The sequence below is a fragment of the Vibrio sp. Isolate33 genome (assembly GCF_022397895.1).
GTDB lineage: Bacteria > Pseudomonadota > Gammaproteobacteria > Enterobacterales > Vibrionaceae > Vibrio > Vibrio pomeroyi.
Window position 1 is genome coordinate 1 of the sequence record NZ_JAKEUP010000002.1, and the last position, 17,564, is coordinate 17,564.

Annotated in this window: 18 protein-coding genes and 1 other annotated feature; of the genes, 7 read left to right on the forward strand and 11 right to left on the reverse strand. The window is 46.0% G+C overall.

Features of this window, described 5'->3' with window-relative positions:
• The first annotated feature begins 123 nt into the window (after positions 1–123).
• Complete coding sequence (gene tnpA / locus L1D37_RS03330; RefSeq protein WP_239847318.1) at positions 124–561, forward strand: IS200/IS605 family transposase; 438 nt, start codon at positions 124–126, stop codon at positions 559–561.
• Between the two features lie 242 nt (positions 562–803).
• Here tnpA and L1D37_RS03335 read toward each other — a convergent pair whose 3' ends face one another.
• On the reverse strand, positions 804–2,063 hold the full coding sequence (locus L1D37_RS03335) for a dicarboxylate/amino acid:cation symporter (RefSeq protein WP_086713639.1): 1,260 nt from the start codon (positions 2,061–2,063) through the stop codon (positions 804–806).
• A 471-nt stretch (positions 2,064–2,534) separates the two neighbouring features.
• Here L1D37_RS03335 and L1D37_RS03340 point away from each other — a divergent pair, with 471 nt between their 5' ends.
• Positions 2,535–3,941, forward strand: a complete 1,407-nt coding sequence (locus tag L1D37_RS03340; RefSeq protein ID WP_239846884.1) for a nodulation protein NfeD — start codon at positions 2,535–2,537, stop codon at positions 3,939–3,941.
• 95 nt (positions 3,942–4,036) lie between these two features.
• The gene (locus L1D37_RS03345; RefSeq protein ID WP_048659607.1) at positions 4,037–4,834 is read left to right on the forward strand and encodes a slipin family protein; all 798 of its coding nucleotides are present in this window, start codon (positions 4,037–4,039) and stop codon (positions 4,832–4,834) included.
• A gap of 84 nt (positions 4,835–4,918) precedes the next feature.
• On the opposite strand, the gene trpA is transcribed toward L1D37_RS03345, so the two are convergent.
• The 7 genes from trpA to L1D37_RS03380 all read right to left on the reverse strand — a co-directional run bounded on the left by trpA (position 4,919) and on the right by L1D37_RS03380 (position 12,031).
• A complete protein-coding gene (trpA, locus tag L1D37_RS03350) occupies positions 4,919–5,725 on the reverse strand; it encodes a tryptophan synthase subunit alpha (RefSeq protein ID WP_239846885.1) in 807 nt (268 codons plus the stop codon).
• Complete coding sequence (gene trpB, locus L1D37_RS03355) at positions 5,725–6,915, reverse strand: tryptophan synthase subunit beta (protein ID WP_017631791.1); 1,191 nt, start codon at positions 6,913–6,915, stop codon at positions 5,725–5,727. The genes trpA and trpB overlap by 1 nt, the downstream gene beginning before the upstream one ends.
• Positions 6,916–7,030: 115 nt before the next feature.
• On the reverse strand, positions 7,031–8,470 hold the full coding sequence (gene trpCF, locus L1D37_RS03360; RefSeq protein WP_239846886.1) for a bifunctional indole-3-glycerol-phosphate synthase TrpC/phosphoribosylanthranilate isomerase TrpF: 1,440 nt from the start codon (positions 8,468–8,470) through the stop codon (positions 7,031–7,033).
• A gap of 25 nt (positions 8,471–8,495) precedes the next feature.
• Entirely contained in the window at positions 8,496–9,491 is a 996-nt protein-coding gene (gene trpD / locus L1D37_RS03365) for an anthranilate phosphoribosyltransferase (RefSeq protein WP_239846887.1), read from the reverse strand.
• A 9-nt stretch (positions 9,492–9,500) separates the two neighbouring features.
• Complete coding sequence (locus L1D37_RS03370) at positions 9,501–10,127, reverse strand: aminodeoxychorismate/anthranilate synthase component II (protein ID WP_076654689.1); 627 nt, start codon at positions 10,125–10,127, stop codon at positions 9,501–9,503.
• 2 nt (positions 10,128–10,129) lie between these two features.
• Positions 10,130–11,719 carry an anthranilate synthase component 1 gene (locus tag L1D37_RS03375; protein WP_239846888.1) on the reverse strand — a complete coding sequence of 530 codons (1,590 nt, stop codon included), beginning with the start codon at positions 11,717–11,719 and terminating at the stop codon, positions 10,130–10,132.
• Positions 11,720–11,844: 125 nt separating this feature from the next.
• Positions 11,845–11,959: a sequence feature (Trp leader region), on the reverse strand.
• Positions 11,906–12,031, reverse strand: coding sequence for a trp operon leader peptide (locus tag L1D37_RS03380; RefSeq protein ID WP_009848753.1), 126 nt, complete (start codon positions 12,029–12,031; stop codon positions 11,906–11,908). (Overlaps the previous feature by 54 nt.)
• Before the next feature lie 120 nt (positions 12,032–12,151).
• Between L1D37_RS03380 and L1D37_RS03385 the strand changes: the two genes are divergently transcribed.
• From L1D37_RS03385 to rluB, 3 genes are all read left to right on the forward strand, one after another.
• Complete coding sequence (locus L1D37_RS03385; RefSeq protein ID WP_017631786.1) at positions 12,152–13,006, forward strand: PHP domain-containing protein; 855 nt, start codon at positions 12,152–12,154, stop codon at positions 13,004–13,006.
• A 62-nt stretch (positions 13,007–13,068) separates the two neighbouring features.
• Positions 13,069–13,689, forward strand: a complete 621-nt coding sequence (locus tag L1D37_RS03390) for an L-threonylcarbamoyladenylate synthase (protein ID WP_060467459.1) — start codon at positions 13,069–13,071, stop codon at positions 13,687–13,689.
• Between the two features lie 160 nt (positions 13,690–13,849).
• Positions 13,850–14,881 (forward strand): 23S rRNA pseudouridine(2605) synthase RluB, encoded by a 1,032-nt coding sequence (gene rluB, locus L1D37_RS03395; RefSeq protein WP_017631784.1) that lies wholly within the window; start codon positions 13,850–13,852, stop codon positions 14,879–14,881.
• Positions 14,882–15,107: 226 nt separating this feature from the next.
• On the opposite strand, the gene L1D37_RS03400 is transcribed toward rluB, so the two are convergent.
• The 3 genes from L1D37_RS03400 to yeiP form a co-directional block, all read right to left on the reverse strand.
• Positions 15,108–15,590: an RNA methyltransferase gene (locus tag L1D37_RS03400; RefSeq protein ID WP_239846889.1), complete on the reverse strand. Its 483-nt coding sequence runs from the start codon at positions 15,588–15,590 to the stop codon at positions 15,108–15,110.
• A 147-nt stretch (positions 15,591–15,737) separates the two neighbouring features.
• Entirely contained in the window at positions 15,738–16,067 is a 330-nt protein-coding gene (locus L1D37_RS03405; protein WP_017055114.1) for an HI1450 family dsDNA-mimic protein, read from the reverse strand.
• A 10-nt stretch (positions 16,068–16,077) separates the two neighbouring features.
• The gene (yeiP, locus tag L1D37_RS03410) at positions 16,078–16,647 is read right to left on the reverse strand and encodes an elongation factor P-like protein YeiP (protein ID WP_017055115.1); all 570 of its coding nucleotides are present in this window, start codon (positions 16,645–16,647) and stop codon (positions 16,078–16,080) included.
• A gap of 137 nt (positions 16,648–16,784) precedes the next feature.
• On the opposite strand from yeiP, the gene L1D37_RS03415 reads away from it, so the two are divergent.
• Complete coding sequence (locus tag L1D37_RS03415; protein ID WP_239846890.1) at positions 16,785–17,552, forward strand: nucleotidyltransferase domain-containing protein; 768 nt, start codon at positions 16,785–16,787, stop codon at positions 17,550–17,552.
• Positions 17,553–17,564: the final 12 nt, after the last annotated feature.

Genomic DNA, 17,564 nt, shown 5'->3' on the forward strand with positions numbered 1-17,564 from the left:
TTTTATTGGCTCCTCAAAACCACCGCCTAGGGCGGTGGTGATTGCTCCTTGAGGCTATAGCCTGAAGAAGTGCCCATGTTAGAAGTAACCTCTTATTCACCACAAGTAAGAGGAAACAACCACATGGGCGATTACAGAAGTTCATCACATGTCTATTGGCGTTGCAAATACCATATAGTTTGGACTCCAAAGTACAGATATAAGATTTTGAAAGATAAAGTAGGAAAGGAGCTTTATCGTTCAATCTATATTTTGTGCAATATGAAAGACTGCGAAGTTTTAGAATTAAATGTTCAACCAGATCATGTTCATCTTGTTGTCATTGTTCCTCCCAAGTTATCAGTATCGAGTTTGTTAGGAGTTTTAAAAGGCCGAACAGCAATTCGACTTTTCAATAGATTCCCACATATACGTAAGAAACTATGGGGAAATCACTTTTGGGCCAGAGGGTATTTTGTAGATACGGTCGGTGTGAATGAAGAAGTCATTCGACGATATGTACGGCACCAAGACAAGCAGGACATAGAGTATGAACAACAACTGCAGTTATTGAAGAACTGATAGCGCGGACGCCCCCTTCTAGGGGGTTATAAAGCAAAACCGCCTTCTAAGAAGGCGGATATTTTTTNGAAGTCATTCGACGATATGTACGGCACCAAGACAAGCAGGACATAGAGTATGAACAACAACTGCAGTTATTGAAGAACTGATAGCGCGGACGCCCCCTTCTAGGGGGTTATAAAGCAAAACCGCCTTCTAAGAAGGCGGATATTTTTTTTATTCATTCAAAGTGAACGACAAGATTAAGCTTGCTGCTTTTGTAGCTCAGCTTCTTTCGCTTCGTCTTCGATTAGAGAATCAACGATAACTGCACATGCTGCATCACCAGTGATGTTCAGAGCAGTACGGATCATGTCGAAGATACGGTCTAGAGCGAACAACAGAGGTAGACCTTCGATAGGGATGCCAGCTGCTAGAAGAACTGCAACCACTAGGAAAGAAGGACCTGGAACACCTGCTTGGCCAACTGCACCTAGCGTAGACGTTACGATGATAGCAACGTAAGCACCCATAGATAGGTCGATGTTGAATAGCTGTGCGAAGAAGATAGCCACTAGGCCGTAGTAGATCGCGTTACCAGACATGTTGATCGTCGCGCCAAGAGGCAGAACGAATGAAGCCGTAGAGTTACGAACGCCAAGTTCTTTCTCTACAGTTTCCATTGTTACTGGTAGTGTTGCCATTGATGATGCTGTTGAAAGAGCAACCGCTTGAGGCTTTTTCATTGCTACTAGGAACTTCTTAGCTGAAGTCTTAGTGAAGATTTGAATCATCAGTGGGTAAGCAACAAAGCCGAAGATCAGGATCGCAGCGATGTAAACGATGAACAGTTTGAACACAACCATTAGTGCGCCAAAGCCGAACGTACCTACTGCTTCTGCCATCAGGCCGAACACGCCAAGTGGTGCAATGATCATAACCTTGTTGATCATCCAAACCATAGCGTCAACAATCGCGTTTACGCCATTGATGATAGGGTCACGTTTTTCTTTCGCTTGCTTAGAAAGCGCGATGCCAAAGAATAAGCAGAAAACTAGGATTTGCAGAATGTTTGCTTCATTCAATGATTGGAAAACGTTGGTAGGGATCATGCCAGTGATGGTTGCCCAGAACGTTGGAAGTTCGCCTTTCGCAGCGTATTCAGAAGAGAACATGCCTTCTACGCCAGAAACATCGATACCACGACCCGGTTCGAATACTTCACCCATTACAAGCGCTAGTGCTACAGCAAGTGCAGACGTTAGTGCGAAGTAACCCAGTGTTGTTACACCGACTTTACCAGCCGATGAGCTATTACCTAGACCAGCAGCACCTGAAATTAGGGCAACCGCGACTAGAGGGATAACCAGCATCTTGATCAAGTTGATGAAGATAGCACCCAGTGGAGCGAACATAGTTGCGCTGTCACCCATCATCGCGCCGACTACGGTACCGATGATCATTGCAATAACGACTTGAACGCCGATGTTGCTTAGTAAACTCTTTTCTTTTAACACTTCCATAACCTCTGTGCTACTAAATATAAAAATCCCAGAACTGCCTACCAATGTACGATGTACCATTGGATAAATATTTCGCGAAGAGTTTTACACGTATCCTTTACATTTATCAATATGAGCAGAGGTGAAAGACGTCTAAAAATATGAGGTCTAATGTTATTTGTCGTTTTTTTGTACCGATGCAAACGTTTGCTTTTGTTTTTTATTGGTTGGTTATTTGTCGAGTTTATAAATGTAAATCTATCTGGTGTTTTGTGAATGATTTCTACACTTCGGTATTTAATGGGTTTTGTTAACATTTGCGTTTCATTTTTGCGCTTTTTTTGCTCGTTGCGATCGAGGTGAGGTTTTGAGCTGTGTGTTGTGTGAAATTCAGCCTGAACTATGCTTAAGGTATCTATTTATTACCAAGATGTTACCTCTACGCTTTAAATAAAACGTCTATCTAGCATCTCAGTTGTAAGGAGAGGGGCTATGACTTTTATATTAAAGTGCTTGTTCGCGTTTCTTCTGTTGTTCACCTCTGCGAATGTTCAGGCCGATGATGTCTGGGTGATAGAGGTGAATGGAGGTATAGGTCCGGCGACCAGTGACTACCTCACGAGAGAAATAGAACAAGCTCACGACGAGCAAGCTAAGCTCATCATATTGAAAATGAACACGCCCGGCGGGTTAGATACGTCGATGCGCGACATAATTCGATCCATCACCACGTCACCGATTCCGATAGCTACTTGGGTTGGACCTGCAGGTTCACGCGCAGCAAGTGCAGGGACTTATATTCTACTTGCTAGCCACATCGCTTCTATGGCTCCCGGAACCAATTTGGGTGCAGCTACTCCAGTGTCTCTTGGCGGAGGTAAAGGCCCTTCTAATCCGTTGTCCCCACAAGAAGAGCCTAATAAAGACGACAACACCACAGCCAATGAGCAAAGTTCACCTAAAGAAGAGAACTCTGAGCAAGTAAAAGCCACCACGGCGATGGAGAAGAAGGTGATCAACGATGCGTCCGCTTACATTATTAGCTTGGCTAAATTGCACAATCGTAATGAAGAGTGGGCAGAAAAGGCGGTAAGAGAAGCGGCGAGTTTAGATTCAGAGAATGCCCTCGAACTTAACGTCATTGATTTCATCGCGAGTGATTTACAGCAACTAGTGGAAATGAGCAACGGACGTACTATCACCATTAATGGCGTCAGTCAGCAAGTTCAACTTAGTGATGTGGCGTTTGTCGAGCGAGAACAAGATTGGCGTTTCAGTTTGCTTTCGGTGATCACCAATCCAAATGTCGCTTACATTCTCATGCTCATTGGCATCTACGGCTTGTTGCTTGAGTTCTATAACCCTGGTGTTGGCTTACCGGGTGTATTGGGCGGCATCTGTCTGTTATTGGCGATGTACCCTTTACAAATGCTGCCTGTGAGTTACGCCGGCCTTGCCTTAATCCTATTGGGAATAGCCTTAATGGTCGCAGAAGCGTTTAGCCCGAGCTTTGGTATTTTCGGTTTGGGTGGCGTTGCTGCGTTTACATTGGGCTCAATCATGCTGATGGACACCGAAGTTCCGGGTTACCAAATCGCATTACCGTTAATTATCGGAATCAGTTTGCTCTCTGTAGCGTTTATTGTCGTAACAATATCAATGCTAGTCCGAGTGAGAAATAAGCCAGTAACTACGGGGATGGAAGCGGTTGTCGGTGAGATTGGTAAAGTCGTCAGTGGTTTCCCCGGTGCGGGTCGCGTGCTGGTAGAAGGTGAGATCTGGCAAGCCAAATGCGCCAATGAACTGAAAGCAGGGCAGAGTATCAGAGTTACCAAGCTCACTGGGCTTTCTTTGGATGTTGAAGCGCTGCCCGATGAGACATCATCGAAATCTGGTTAGCGCGAACTGCTAGCACGCACTGTTAGCGTGAAATGCTAGGACAAATTTGATCGAATTATTAATTGCTTAGCCATCGTTACCATTAGGGGGCGGTTATGTTTATACACACTATAGGTATTGTCATCGTGCTCGTTATCTTGTTGATAGCCAGCATGTTCCGAGTTCTGCGCGAGTACGAGCGTGCAGTGGTGTTCTTTCTTGGGCGCTTTTACGGTGTGAAAGGGCCGGGGTTAATCATCATCATTCCTTTCATTCAACAAATCGTGCGAGTCGACTTACGAACCATCGTGTTAGATGTGCCAACACAAGATTTGATCACTAGAGATAATGTGTCGGTTAAGGTTAACGCTGTGGTTTATTTCCGAGTACTTGATCCTAAGATGGCAATCAACAACGTGGAGAACTATCTTGAAGCCACTAGCCAGCTATCCCAAACCACCTTGCGGTCTGTTCTCGGTCAGCATGAGTTGGATGAGTTGTTGTCTGAGCGTGAAGAGCTCAACAGAGACTTACAATCGATACTGGATCAACACACCGATAACTGGGGGATTAAGATTGCCAATGTCGAGATTAAGCATGTTGACCTTGATGACAGTATGGTGCGAGCGCTTGCGAAACAAGCAGAGGCAGAACGTTCTCGTCGAGCTAAGGTGATACATGCAACAGGTGAGCTAGAGGCATCCACTAAGCTAAGAGAAGCCGCAGAAGTGCTGAACAAAGCACCTAATGCCATTCAGTTACGCTATATGCAGACATTAACCGAGGTCGCGAATGAACGCACCACAACCATCGTATTCCCGATGCCTGTCGACTTGGTGGATAAAATCACTGACCCAATCAAAGCGACACTCAATGAGGCCGCGATTAAGAAAGCGATGAAGTCGGAAGATTAACAAGTTTTTCCGACAGAAATAAAAAAGGCACCACATCTGTGGCGCCTTTTAGGATCTAAAGTCGTGTTTAGCGAATGCTAAAGATTACTTCTGTGTTGCGACTTTCATTGGCGTTACAAACTCAGCTAATGCTTTGAGCATTGCTTCTGGTTGTTCAACGTTGTTCTCAATGATTTTTACAACTGCTGAGCCAGAGATAGCACCGGCAGCGCCAGCTTGAATCGCTTCTTTTACTTGCTCAGGAGCCGAGATGCCGAAACCAAGCAGTGCTGGTGGCGCATCGAACTTGTTCAAACGATCAAGCAATGCTGTTACTGGCATGTTTGCTTTTGTTTCTGCACCCGTTACGCCAGCACGAGAAAGTAGGTAAGTGTAACCACCACCAAGTTCAGATACTGACTGAAGCGTTTCATCGCTCGCTGTTGGTGGAGCAATAAAGATTGGATGAACGCCAAACTTCTTCGCTGCAGCAACAAACTCACCACTTTCGTTGGTTGGTACGTCTGCAATCAGTACCGAGTCGATACCCGCATTCGCACAACGCTCGTAGAAGTTCTCAATACCACGTGCGTACACCAAGTTTGCGTACATCAGTAGGCCGATTGGTAGCTCTGGGTATTTCGCACGGATTTGACCAATAAGATCAAAACACACATCAGGTGTTACTTTAGAATCTAAAGCACGAATGTTCGCACCTTGGATTGTTGGGCCATCAGCCAGTGGATCAGAGAATGGAATGCCAAGCTCAAGTGCATCAGCACCGGCTTCAACCAAAGTTTCCATGATCTTAAGAGACTGTTCAGGGTTAGGATCGCCAACCGTTACGAATGGTACAAATGCACCCTGATTCTTTTCAGCTAAGCGAGTGAATAGTGATTGATAGCGATCCATTATAATGCTCCTTTCTCTTTAAGGATGTCGTGTACAGAGAAAATGTCTTTGTCACCACGGCCAGACAAGTTAACAACTAATAGCTGTTCTTTTTCTGGTTCGTCGTGAGCCATTTTGATTGCATGAGCTAAAGCATGAGATGACTCTAGCGCTGCGAGGATACCTTCGTTACGTGCGATAGATTGGAACGCTTCTAGCGCTTCGTCATCGGTTACGTTTTCGTATTCAGCACGGCCAATAGCATTCAGGTGAGCGTGTTGAGGACCCACTGATGGGAAGTCTAGACCCGCAGATACAGAGTAAGACTCTTCTACTTGTCCGTTCTCATCTTGCATTAGTGGTGCTTTCATACCAAAGAAGATACCCGTTTTACCGTGCTTAAGCGGCGCGCCGTGTTGGTCGGTATCAATACCTTTACCAGCTGGCTCAACACCGATTAGGCGAACCGTTTCTTCTTCGATGAAATCAGCGAACATGCCGATAGCGTTTGAACCACCGCCAACACAAGCGATAACGGCATCAGGAAGGCGACCTTCACGAGCTAGAATTTGGTTCTTGGTTTCTTCACCAATCATGCGTTGGAAGTCACGAACGATAGTTGGGAATGGGTGAGGACCCGCAGCCGTACCTAGTAGGTAGTGCGCATCTTCATAAGTTGCAGACCAGTCACGTAGAGCTTCGTTACACGCATCTTTTAGCGTAGAGGAACCAGAATGAACAGGGATAACCTCTGCGCCCATTAGCTTCATACGGAACACGTTCGGGCTTTGACGTTCTACGTCTTTAGCCCCCATGTAAACGCGACACTTAAGACCCAATAGAGCACACGCTAGAGCCGTTGCAACACCGTGTTGACCTGCGCCTGTTTCAGCGATGATTTCTTGCTTACCCATACGTTTAGCAAGTAGCGCTTGACCCAGTACTTGGTTGGTTTTGTGCGCGCCACCGTGAAGTAGGTCTTCACGTTTAAGGTACAGTTTGGTCTTTGTACCTTTAGTTAGGTTGCGAGTCAGCGTTAGTGCCGTCGGACGCCCAGCGTACTCTTGAAGAAGCGTCATGAATTCACTACGGAACTCAGGATCGGCTTGTGCATCGATAAATGCTTGTTCAAGTTGGTCTAGTGCTGGCACTAGGATCTGCGGTACGTATTGACCACCGTATTCACCGAAGTAGGCATCGAGTTTAGCCATTATCTTATTCCTTCAATTCTATTGGCGTGTTTTCACACCAAGTCGTTTAGTCTTGTTTGAGCCTCGCTAAGGCAAAGCTCACAAATATGTTTTAGTTTCTGCGTTTAAAGCCAGACTAGTAATTACGAATCGCTGCAAAAGCACGTTGTAGCTTGTCTGCGTCTTTTTTACCTGGAGCAGATTCAACACCAGAGTTTAGGTCTAATCCTAAGCAGCCCAACTTAGCGGCTTGGTTAGCATTTTCTGGGTTTAGACCACCCGCCAACATGATTGCGCTTTGGTTGTTGATCAGGCTCCAATCGAACGCTTGACCTGTACCACCTGTTTGAGAACCCACTTTAGTATCTAGTAGGTGACGAGTCACGTTGCTTTCCAGTAATTCTGGTAACGCGCTCTCAGCGCCGCAAGCCACACCATAAGCTTTCCAAATCTCAACGTTTTCAGGCAGTGATTGTTTTAGCTCATCGACATACGCTTGAGACTCATCACCGTGCAGTTGAACAGCAAACAAACCGAGCTCAGAAACCGTGTTAGCAACATCTGCCACGCTGTGGTTTTGGAACACACCGACGTAGTTCAGCGGTGCACCGCTCATCGTCAAACGAGCCGCTTCGATATCCACATGACGCTTAGACGCTTCAACGAAAATCAGACCACCGAATACCGCGCCTGCTTGATACGCTTTGGCAGCATCGTCAGAGTGAGTTAAACCACACACCTTGTTTTCGCCCAGCGTTACTTTACGAACGGCCAGTTCAAGGTTCTTTTCAGCCATAAGAGAGCTGCCGATTAGGAAACCATTTGCAAATGTTGAAAGGTCACGCACTTGTTGGTGGGTGTAGATACCAGACTCTGAGATCACGATGGCGTTTGGAGCCAGCTCGCGAATCAGTGGAGCCAACTCTTTGGTACGATTCAAATCAGTCGAAAGGTCACGTAGGTTACGGTTATTGATGCCGATAACCTTAGCGTTTAGAGCCACAGCACGGTGAAGTTCTTCTTCGTTACTGACTTCAGTAAGCACACCCATGTTGAGTGAGTGAGCAACCTCAGCAAGTGCTTTGTACTCTTCATCATCCAATACCGATAGCATCAACAAGATCGCATCAGCTGAATAGTGGCGAGCTAGGTAAACTTGGTAGGTATCTACCATGAAGTCTTTACACAGGATTGGCTGCTTAGCAATGCTGCGAACCTTAGGTAAAAACTCAAAGTCACCTTGGAAGTATTTCTCGTCGGTCAGAACTGAAATCGCGTTAGCATGGTTGTTGTAAACCGATGCAATGTAGTCCAAGTCGAACTCGTCACGGATCAAACCTTTTGACGGAGAGGCTTTCTTACATTCAGTAATGAAAACCGTTTGTTCTCCGCTCAGTGCATCATAAAAGCTGCGGTCTGTTGCGGTTAGCGCTGCTTTAAACTCTTCCAACGGTTGAGTTTGCTTACGCGCTTCAACCCATTGGTATTTATCACGAACGATTTTTGCTAGTACTTCTGCCATTTCAGCTTCTTTGACTGAAACGTGGGTCGACAGTTTATCGGTAGTCTGTGTCATGTTCTTTGTCTCAATTCGTCGTTCGTTAGGCGTGTTCAGCAAGCTTTTGTACAAGCTCGTAGGCTTTGCCAGAGTTCATCGCATCAATGGCTTGTTGTGCGTTGGCTTTTAGGTCTTCGTGACCAAATAGGCGCATCAATAGAGCAACGTTCACGGCTACTGCGCCAACTTGGGCTTCAGTGCCTTTACCCGTCAGGATATCTGTTGTGATGGCTTTGTTTTCTTCTGGCTCGCCGCCTTTGATTGCTTCAAGCGGGTGAGTGTTCAAACCAAAGTCTGCCGGTGTCACTGTGTATTCGTGAATTGCGCCATCTTTGATTTCAGCAACCATGGTTTCGCCGTGAATCGCTACTTCATCAAGGCCGCTACCGTGAACAACCGCCGCGCGCTTCATGCCCATTTGCAGCATGGTTTCCGCGATAGGGCGTACTAGTTCTTTGCTGTAAACACCCATTAGCTCGATGTTAGGGCGAGCAGGGTTAATCAGTGGGCCAAGGATGTTGAAGATAGTACGTGTTTTCATGGTTTGACGAACAGGCATCGCGTGACGCACGCCACCGTGGTATTGCGGAGCAAATAGGAATGCTACGCCAAGCTCATCGACAGCCGTACGAGTGTCTTCCGCGGTCATCGCTAGGTTGATGCCAAACGAATCCAGTAGGTCAGAAGAGCCTGATTTGCTCGATACACTGCGGTTACCGTGTTTCGCGACTTTTAAGCCACAAGCGGCTGCAACGAATGCTGAAGTCGTCGAAATATTAATGGTGTTATGACCGTCGCCACCTGTACCCACGATGTCTGCAAAATCGTAATCAGGGCGTGGGAACGGATTTGCATTGGCAAGCAGTGCTTTCGCCGCGCCAGCGATTTCGTCTGGCGTCTCGCCTTTGATCTTAAGTGCAGTCAGTGCAGAAGCCATCAGGATTGGGTCTAGCTCGCCCTTGATGATGACATCGAATAGCTGTTGGCTTTCTTCTTGAGTAAGAGACTGCTGTTCGTAAAGTTTATTAATCTGTTCCATGATTTCGTCCTAGTTAGTCTTTTTATCAAGAGTGGCGTTCTTCTCAAGGCAGAGAGGTTTCTCAAGAGCCCATTCGATAGCGTTCGCTAGAAGCGTTGCACCGTAGGTCGTCATAATTGATTCAGGGTGGAATTGGAATCCACACACCTTGTCTTGTTCTTGAACCACAGACATTACTAAATCATCGACTTCAGCTGTCACCGTTAGGCTATCTGATACATGCGTTGCTACTAAAGAGTGGTAGCGAGCAATAGCCAGTGGAGAAGGTAAGCCTTGGTAAGTCGCATGATTTTGGTGTTCCATCATCGACACCTTACCATGAATGATTTCGCCTGCGCCTGCAACGGTGCCGCCATAAGCTTCAACGATCGCTTGGTGGCCTAAACAAATACCAATCATTGGCACCTTGCCTTTTAATAACTGAATCAACTCAGGCATGCAGCCTGCATCCGCCGGAGCGCCAGGGCCAGGTGAAAGTAGGGCAACTGGGTTGTCTAGTTCGTTAATCGCCGCTTCAACGACCTTTGCAGAGATGTTGTTACGGTAAATCTTTACGTTGTGACCCAATGAGCGGAACTGGTCTACAAGGTTGTAAGTGAACGAGTCGAAGTTATCGATGAATACAATATCAGCCATGATTACGACTCCTTCTTGTTAGAGATGTTTTTAGTGTGTGCTGCTTGAATCGCTGAAATAACCGCTTGTGCTTTGCCGCGAGTTTCATCAGCTTCTGCTTGTGGGTCTGAATCGAATACCACACCAGCGCCAGCTTGCACTTGTGCCACACCATCTTCAACGTAAGCAGAGCGAATCACGATACAAGTATCTAACGTGCCTTCACCCGTTAGGTAACCAACCGCACCGCCGTAGCTGCCACGACGCGTTTTTTCTACGTCACGAATAAGCTGCATTGCACGGATTTTAGGAGCGCCTGTTAGCGTACCCATATTCATACAAGCTTGGTAAGCGTGCAGGGCATCTAAGTCTTCACGCAATTGACCAACAACACGAGAAACCAAGTGCATCACATGGCTGTAGCGGTCAACTTTCAGTAGGTCTGCTACGTGGCGAGTGCCAGCTTCCGCGATACGTGCCACATCGTTACGTGCTAGGTCGACAAGCATCATGTGTTCTGCGTTTTCTTTCTTGTCGGTACGCAGTTCAAGCTCAATACGGCTATCTAAGTCGAAATCGATTTGACCGTCTGGGCGTTTACCACGACGACGAGTACCCGCAATTGGGTAGATCTCAATTTGATTGGTTTCGGTTTCGTATTTCAGCGCGCTTTCTGGAGAAGCGCCGAACAGAGTAAACAGCTCATCTTGCATGTAGAACATGTAAGGGCTTGGGTTGCTTTGCTTAAGTTCTTTGTAGGCTGCCAGTGGAGCAGGGCAAGGAAGTGTGAAGCGGCGTGAAGGTACGACTTGGAACACATCGCCTTTTACTACGTACTCTTTTAGGTCGCGAACCGTTTGGCAGAAGTCTTCATCTGAAACACTTGGTACAGCGTCAACGTTGTCTAGTGGCGTAACTTCTGTGATGGCTTTCAGCGACTGACATTGTGTTTGAATGTCGGCTAAGCGCTCAGTTAGCTGTGCTTTGATATTTTCGTCTTGAGCGAACAAGCTTGCGTGTAGCAGGCCTTCGTTTTCTTGGTGATCGAAACGAAGCAGGGTTTCAGCCACGTAGAAAACAAAGTCAGGACAATTGTTGGTTGCTTCAGCATCGCCTAGTGGTTCGAAGTTCGCCACGATGTCGTAAGCAAATAGGCCAGCCATGAACAATGCGTGCTTATTATCAGCGTCTTGTTCAAAGCTGTGCTGAACCAAACGCAGTGCATCGAAAGAAGAAGCTTCTCTTAAGCGTGAGTCTTCGTCTAACTCGTTGCTTGGCTCGACAAACGTCAGCGTCAGTAAATTATCCGTCAGATCAGATTTAATCTCTGCTTTAACGTTTTGAGTCAGATGTTCGATAAGCGCTTGACCGTTTTGAGTCAACGCTTGAAAGGTTACTTCATGTCCGCGACATACGATACGAACAGCAGAGTCGATAAGGAGTAGGCTTGTCAGGTTCTGTTTAGATTCAATCTCAGCAGATTCTAACAGTAAACTGTCTGTTTTGTTTTCACACAAGGTATGAAAAACACTGGTTGGATCTTGCGAGTAAGGAACTGAAGAATTGATGACCTCAATGGTTCCCAGCTTTTTGATTTCAATGGCCTTGTTCACAAGACCTCCTTTATGATTCTTTAAATTTCCTGCCGTACATAGTCGCATAAAGATACCTTTCACCCAATCTAGAATATGGTCAATTCGATGATTTGTTAGTCAGTTGAATGTGAGATGTTCGACAAATTAAAAAGCCCGCTATGGAAGCGGGCTTAGTGATAACTTTTTTATAAACAAACTGTTTAATTAGAAGTACACGTTAGCCCACCAAGAACTTGTCCAAGTGCGCCACCAATTAAGCTCTGAACTTGCTTCTACTGAAGAAAGTTCTAAAACTTTATCTTTATGGTTTTGGTTAAATTCTTGTAACATGGTGAACCTATCAAATGTGATACTTCGTATTTGCGTACTAGTTAACTAGTTTTCTGCTTGCGGGTCAAGTGTGTTGACACAAATATAACGATAAAAATTGAAAACAATGAAAAAGAATATATGAGAATTGATCTACATAGTCATACAACAGCCTCAGATGGCCGACTTACTCCACCTGAGCTAATTGACCGAGCGCTAAGCTTTAACATCGAAGCGTTAGCGATTACAGATCATGATACGACTGATGGGCTTGCTGAAGCACGTAGCTACATTGCGGATAACAATCTTCCTATTCAGTTGATTAATGGCATCGAGATCTCAACCGTTTGGCAAAACAAAGATATCCATATTGTTGGGTTAAACGTTGATCCTGAGTCGCCAGAATTGAAAGCACTGATTGAACAACAGAAGCAACACCGTATTGGGCGTGCCGAGCTTATTGCTCAGCGTCTCGAGAAAGCGACTCGAGAAGGAGTGTTGGACGAAGTGAAGCTGATTGCGGGTGATGCGCCTATCACTCGTGCTCACTTTGCTAAGTGGTTAGTCGACAATGGCTACGCGAAAACCATGCAGCAGGTGTTTAAAAAGTTTCTGACTCGCAATAACCCAGGTTACGTTCCACCAACGTGGTGTTCAATGAGTGATGCTGTCACGGCGATTCATGCCGCTGGTGGACAAGCAGTATTGGCTCACCCGGGGCGATATGGCTTCACAGCGAAGTGGGTTAAGCGCCTGTTAGCGGCATTTGTTGAAGCAAAAGGTGACGCGATGGAAGTCGCTCAACCTCAGCAAGCGCAACAAGAAAGACGCACACTTGCGGATTATGCTATACAATACAAACTATTAGCCTCCCAAGGCAGCGATTTCCATTACCCATCTCCGTGGATGGAACTTGGACGTAATCTCTGGCTACCTTCTGGGGTAGAAGAAGTATGGAAAGATTGGGAGTTTCAAACGGTTTCACCATCTGAATAGTCTTTAGGTGAGCCAGCTCCTTCTGATGATAGAGTCGAGAGATTCGATAACGAGGATCAACAATGAGCCAGTTTTTTTATGTACACCCAGATAACCCACAAGCACGTTTAATCAGCCAAGCGGTTGCGATTATCCGCAATGGCGGTGTTGTGGTTTATCCAACTGATTCCGGTTATGCACTGGGTTGTCAGCTTGAGAACAAACAAGCACTTGAACGTATTTGTAAAATTCGCCGTATCGACGATAAACATAACTTCACCCTGTTATGCCGTGACCTGTCTGAACTGTCACTGTATGCACGCGTGGATAACGTTGCATTCCGCCTGCTTAAGGCACATACGCCGGGTGCTTACACGTTTATTTTCAAAGCAACCAAAGAAGTGCCAAAGCGTTTAATGAACGCGAAACGTAAAACCATTGGTATTCGTGTACCAGACAACAAGATCGCGCTAGACCTGTTGGAAGCGATGGGCGAGCCGTTGATGTCGACGTCACTGATTCTGCCGGGTAACGAGACAACGGAATCGGATCCTGAAGAAATTCGTGACAGCCTTGAGCACGCCGTTGATGTCATTTTGAATGGCGGCTACTTGGGCGAGCAACCAACGACTGTTATTGACTTCAGTGACGATGATGCCGTGATTCTACGTCGTGGTGCTGGTGATCCTGCGCCGTTTGAATAATCGCTTTACTGATTAACAGTCTGTAACGATACAACGAACCTGCTATAGCAAATAACAAGTGCTTTTTAGCGGGTTCTTTGCGATAATACGCGACCGCGATTTGGTCGCGAAAAAATTCATTCGACGTCTGTGAAGACGACAATTAGGTAGAAAAGAGTAAATGAGCGAAAAATTACAGAAGGTTTTAGCGCGAGCTGGTCACGGTTCTCGTCGTGAACTAGAAGGTTTAATTAAATCTGGCCGTGTAAGTGTTAACGGGCAAGTTGCGAAACTGGGCGAGCGTCTTGAAGACGAGAACTCAGTGATCCGTATCGATGGCCATACTGTTTCAGGCAAAGCTTCAGAAGAAGTTGTTTGTCGTGTACTTGCTTACTACAAACCTGAAGGTGAGCTTTGTACTCGTCACGACCCTGAAGGCCGCCGTACTGTTTTCGATCGTCTACCTAAGATCCGTGGTTCTCGTTGGATTTCAGTTGGTCGTCTTGATGCAAACACATCGGGTCTTTTGCTTTTCACTACTGATGGTGAACTTGCAAACCGCCTAATGCACCCAAGCCGTCAGGTTGAACGTGAGTACCTAGTACGTGTATTCGGTGAAGTGACTGAGCAGAAGGTTAAGAACCTTGTGCGTGGCGTTGAACTAGAAGATGGTATGGCTCGTTTCGAAGACGTGGTTTACGCTGGTGGTGAAGGTATGAACCATACTTTCTACGTAGCGATTAACGAAGGTCGTAACCGTGAGGTTCGTCGTCTTTGGGAATCACAAGAAACAACAGTAAGCCGCCTGAAACGTGTACGTTACGGTGATATCTACCTTGATAAGAAATTGCCTCGTGGCGGTTGGAAAGAGCTAGATCTTGAAGAAGTTAACTACCTACGTCAGCTAGTTGAACTGAACCCAGAGAAAGAAACCTTGTTGGATCTTGATCCTTCAAACACTTCTCGTAAGCGTGAGCGTTCTCGTAGCCAAAAAATTCGTCGTGCTGTTAAGCGTCACGAAGAGCGTGCAAACGCACCTAAAGGCCGTAGCAACCAACCTAAGCGTAAGAAGCCAGCGACTCGCGGCACTACAACACCTGATTCAGGTCGTAGCGCTCCAGCAGCTAAAGGCAAGCCTCAGGCTAACAAAAGCAAGCCTAAGATGAACAATGGTCGTCCGGCTAAACCAGCTAAGCCAAGAACACGTCAGTAAGTTCTTAAGCTTTATTAGCTGAAAGCACTGAATACTAAAAAACCTGCTCACTGAGCAGGTTTTTTTATATCTGAAGAAATAGAAGATGCGGGATGCGAGTAACCGAGTATCGAAAACATGCAGTCATAAACGACAGTCAGTGAGCTTTTCGCATCTCTTATCTCGTGTAGGCGCATCTATAATCTGTTCGTATCTCGTATCTCGTATCTCGTATCTCGTATCTCTTCTACTTATGATTCGAAAAGTTATCGCCTTTCGCCAATCGATCGTAAAGCACAACGTTCACTGATGCGGCTAGGTTCATACAGCCATTCGTTGGGACGTAAATCGCCTCACGACAGAAGTCGGTGATCTCTTTCTTCAGTGTGCCGTCTTCAGGGCCAAAGATGTAAAACGCGCGTGGTGGATGCTTGTAATCCGGTAAAGGCTTTGCGCCCTCAATCAGATCGACAGCAACAGGTACGCAGCCTACTGGAATAATGTCTTTCAGGTCTTCAACACCAATTAAAGGCAGCGCTAGGTGCTTCTCTTTGGTATCGGTATGGAATTTTCGCGCGTGGTCGTAGCGTGTGCCCGTGTAAAACACAGAGTTGGCGCCGTAGCAGCCAGCCGCTCGCATTACTGAGCCTACGTTTTCAGGCGTCTTTGGGTTAACTAGGCCAATGCAGGCATAGCCTTTTGATTGTGTGTCTGTTTTTGCTTTGGTCATAATCAGTGAATCTAACGTTGATGATGAAAGTGGGTAGTCACGATGAGAAATAGCGTGATAAAAATAGCCGAGCAATGGGCTCGGCTAACTTTTAACTCGCGTACATGAATACTTGTTTACTCATGCAAATGAGCGTCAACAGCGGTATTAGTCGCGCTTCCACAGCATGTGACAGAACTTATGGTCTGGATCACGGCTGATTAGCATACGAGCAAATACGTCGTCTAGAACGTCATCAGCTTCATTCACAAGACCAATGCGCACTTCAGCGTAGATTTCTTTGTCGACTTCAAAGCCAACATGTTCAACCCAATCATCGCCAGTTTCAACAAGCTCTGCTGCGCCACGATCTTCAAACTGAGCCGTGAAAAGAATCACGTCTGCAGGTTCTAGGTTGTCAGGTGCCATCTCTAGGAAGATGTCGTATGCAGTGTCAATTGCGTCGTCATAAGACATTAGGTCGTTAGCTTCGGTCATAATAAGTATCTTAGCTTGCGCGGTTCATGTATTTACGTTCAGCAGTGTTTACTACTACTTTGTCGCCAGTCGCGATGTACTCAGGTACTTGGATTGTAAGACCTGTAGAAAGACGAGCAGGCTTAGTACGAGCAGACGCTGATGCACCTTTGATTGAAGGGTCAGTTTCTTCGATAACTAGCTCAACAGATGTTGGAAGCTCAAGCGTTGCAGCGTTGCCATCGATAAGGATCGCGTACATGCCTTGAGTTTCTTCGTTGATGAACAGTAGTTCGTCTTCGATTGTTTCACCGTTGAAGATGAATTGTGTGTAATCTTCGTTATCCATGAAGATGTACTCGTTGCCATCAACGTAAGAGAACATTACTGCACGCTTAGTTACGTCGATAGTTTCAACGATTTCGTCAGCCTTGTGGCGAACTTCAGTTTTAACGCCAGTTGCTACATCGTTACCACGGAAGCGGTAAATTTTTTGGCCGCCGCGGCCGCCTGGTGTTGTTACTTCGATATCTTTAACGATCACTGTTTTGCTTTCTACTGTGATAGCAAAACCTTTTTTAATTTCACTTGCTCTAGGCATTTTGTGTTTGTCCTTATTGGGTCTATCCGCTGATTATATCTCGGAGATGCTATAAATAGGAATAGCTTGAATCATAAAGTCACCTAAGCGATCATAGAGTCACAGTTAAATCATGATTTTATTTGCCGAAACGACCTATGCAGCTACCTGTTATTGACCCAACACAGCCATTTCAACCTGAATTCCAACTTGTGGTTAACGATCTGATTACCTTCTTAAAAGGTGGGTTAGGTTCTAATCTACACAGTGTCTATATTTATGGCAGTGTCGCTCGCAAGCAGGCCGTTGTCGGTCGCTCAAATCTTGATGTGGTTGTGGTGACACACCGTCCGTTTCCTGATCAGCGAACCACGCTGTTAAACACGATTAAATGGCGATTCCAAAAAAGCTTCCCACAGGTCACTCAAGTCGCGATTAAAACCACCTTAGTAAGCGAGATAGTCGATTTCGACAACATCTTCACTTGGGGCTTTATGCTTAAGCATTTGGCGGTCTGTGTGCACGGTGAAGATTTATCGGATTGCTATGGTGATTTTGAAACGAGTTGGGAAATTGCCAAGCATTGGAATATGGATGCGGAAAACTGGTTAGCGGTGTATCGCAATAAGATTGCCCGAGCAACGACGCCAGAACAACAAGTGGCTGCGCAAGTGATCATTGCCAAGAAGCTGCTAAGAGCGAGCTACTCTTTGGTGATGTACCGAGATAAGTATTGGTTTGATGATCCTGTCAAATGTGGCCAACAGTTCTTGAAGTATCACCCAGACAGAGAAGTCGAAATCCAACGATTGGGGATCTTACTTTCTGGAAGAGCGATTCCTAAACGTTCGGTTATCGGCATTTTGGATGGCTTTGGAGAGTGGTTGGTTAAGCAGTACCAGAAAACAGAGTTTCGAATCGGATAGAGCTTCGTAATC

What these genes read in the sequence shown, in the direction of transcription:
- tnpA (WP_239847318.1), top strand. Translation starts at nt 124, where the DNA reads ATGGGCGATTACAGAAGTTCATCACATGTCTATTGGCGTTGCAAATAC.
- L1D37_RS03335 (WP_086713639.1), bottom strand. Translation starts at nt 2,063, where the DNA reads ATGGAAGTGTTAAAAGAAAAGAGTTTACTAAGCAACATCGGCGTTCAA.
- L1D37_RS03340 (WP_239846884.1), top strand. Translation starts at nt 2,535, where the DNA reads ATGACTTTTATATTAAAGTGCTTGTTCGCGTTTCTTCTGTTGTTCACC.
- L1D37_RS03345 (WP_048659607.1), top strand. Translation starts at nt 4,037, where the DNA reads ATGTTTATACACACTATAGGTATTGTCATCGTGCTCGTTATCTTGTTG.
- trpA (WP_239846885.1), bottom strand. Translation starts at nt 5,725, where the DNA reads ATGGATCGCTATCAATCACTATTCACTCGCTTAGCTGAAAAGAATCAG.
- trpB (WP_017631791.1), bottom strand. Translation starts at nt 6,915, where the DNA reads ATGGCTAAACTCGATGCCTACTTCGGTGAATACGGTGGTCAATACGTA.
- trpCF (WP_239846886.1), bottom strand. Translation starts at nt 8,470, where the DNA reads ATGACACAGACTACCGATAAACTGTCGACCCACGTTTCAGTCAAAGAA.
- trpD (WP_239846887.1), bottom strand. Translation starts at nt 9,491, where the DNA reads ATGGAACAGATTAATAAACTTTACGAACAGCAGTCTCTTACTCAAGAA.
- L1D37_RS03370 (WP_076654689.1), bottom strand. Translation starts at nt 10,127, where the DNA reads ATGGCTGATATTGTATTCATCGATAACTTCGACTCGTTCACTTACAAC.
- L1D37_RS03380 (WP_009848753.1), bottom strand. Translation starts at nt 12,031, where the DNA reads ATGTTACAAGAATTTAACCAAAACCATAAAGATAAAGTTTTAGAACTT.
- L1D37_RS03385 (WP_017631786.1), top strand. Translation starts at nt 12,152, where the DNA reads ATGAGAATTGATCTACATAGTCATACAACAGCCTCAGATGGCCGACTT.
- L1D37_RS03390 (WP_060467459.1), top strand. Translation starts at nt 13,069, where the DNA reads ATGAGCCAGTTTTTTTATGTACACCCAGATAACCCACAAGCACGTTTA.
- rluB (WP_017631784.1), top strand. Translation starts at nt 13,850, where the DNA reads ATGAGCGAAAAATTACAGAAGGTTTTAGCGCGAGCTGGTCACGGTTCT.
- L1D37_RS03400 (WP_239846889.1), bottom strand. Translation starts at nt 15,590, where the DNA reads ATGACCAAAGCAAAAACAGACACACAATCAAAAGGCTATGCCTGCATT.
- L1D37_RS03405 (WP_017055114.1), bottom strand. Translation starts at nt 16,067, where the DNA reads ATGACCGAAGCTAACGACCTAATGTCTTATGACGACGCAATTGACACT.
- yeiP (WP_017055115.1), bottom strand. Translation starts at nt 16,647, where the DNA reads ATGCCTAGAGCAAGTGAAATTAAAAAAGGTTTTGCTATCACAGTAGAA.
- L1D37_RS03415 (WP_239846890.1), top strand. Translation starts at nt 16,785, where the DNA reads ATGCAGCTACCTGTTATTGACCCAACACAGCCATTTCAACCTGAATTC.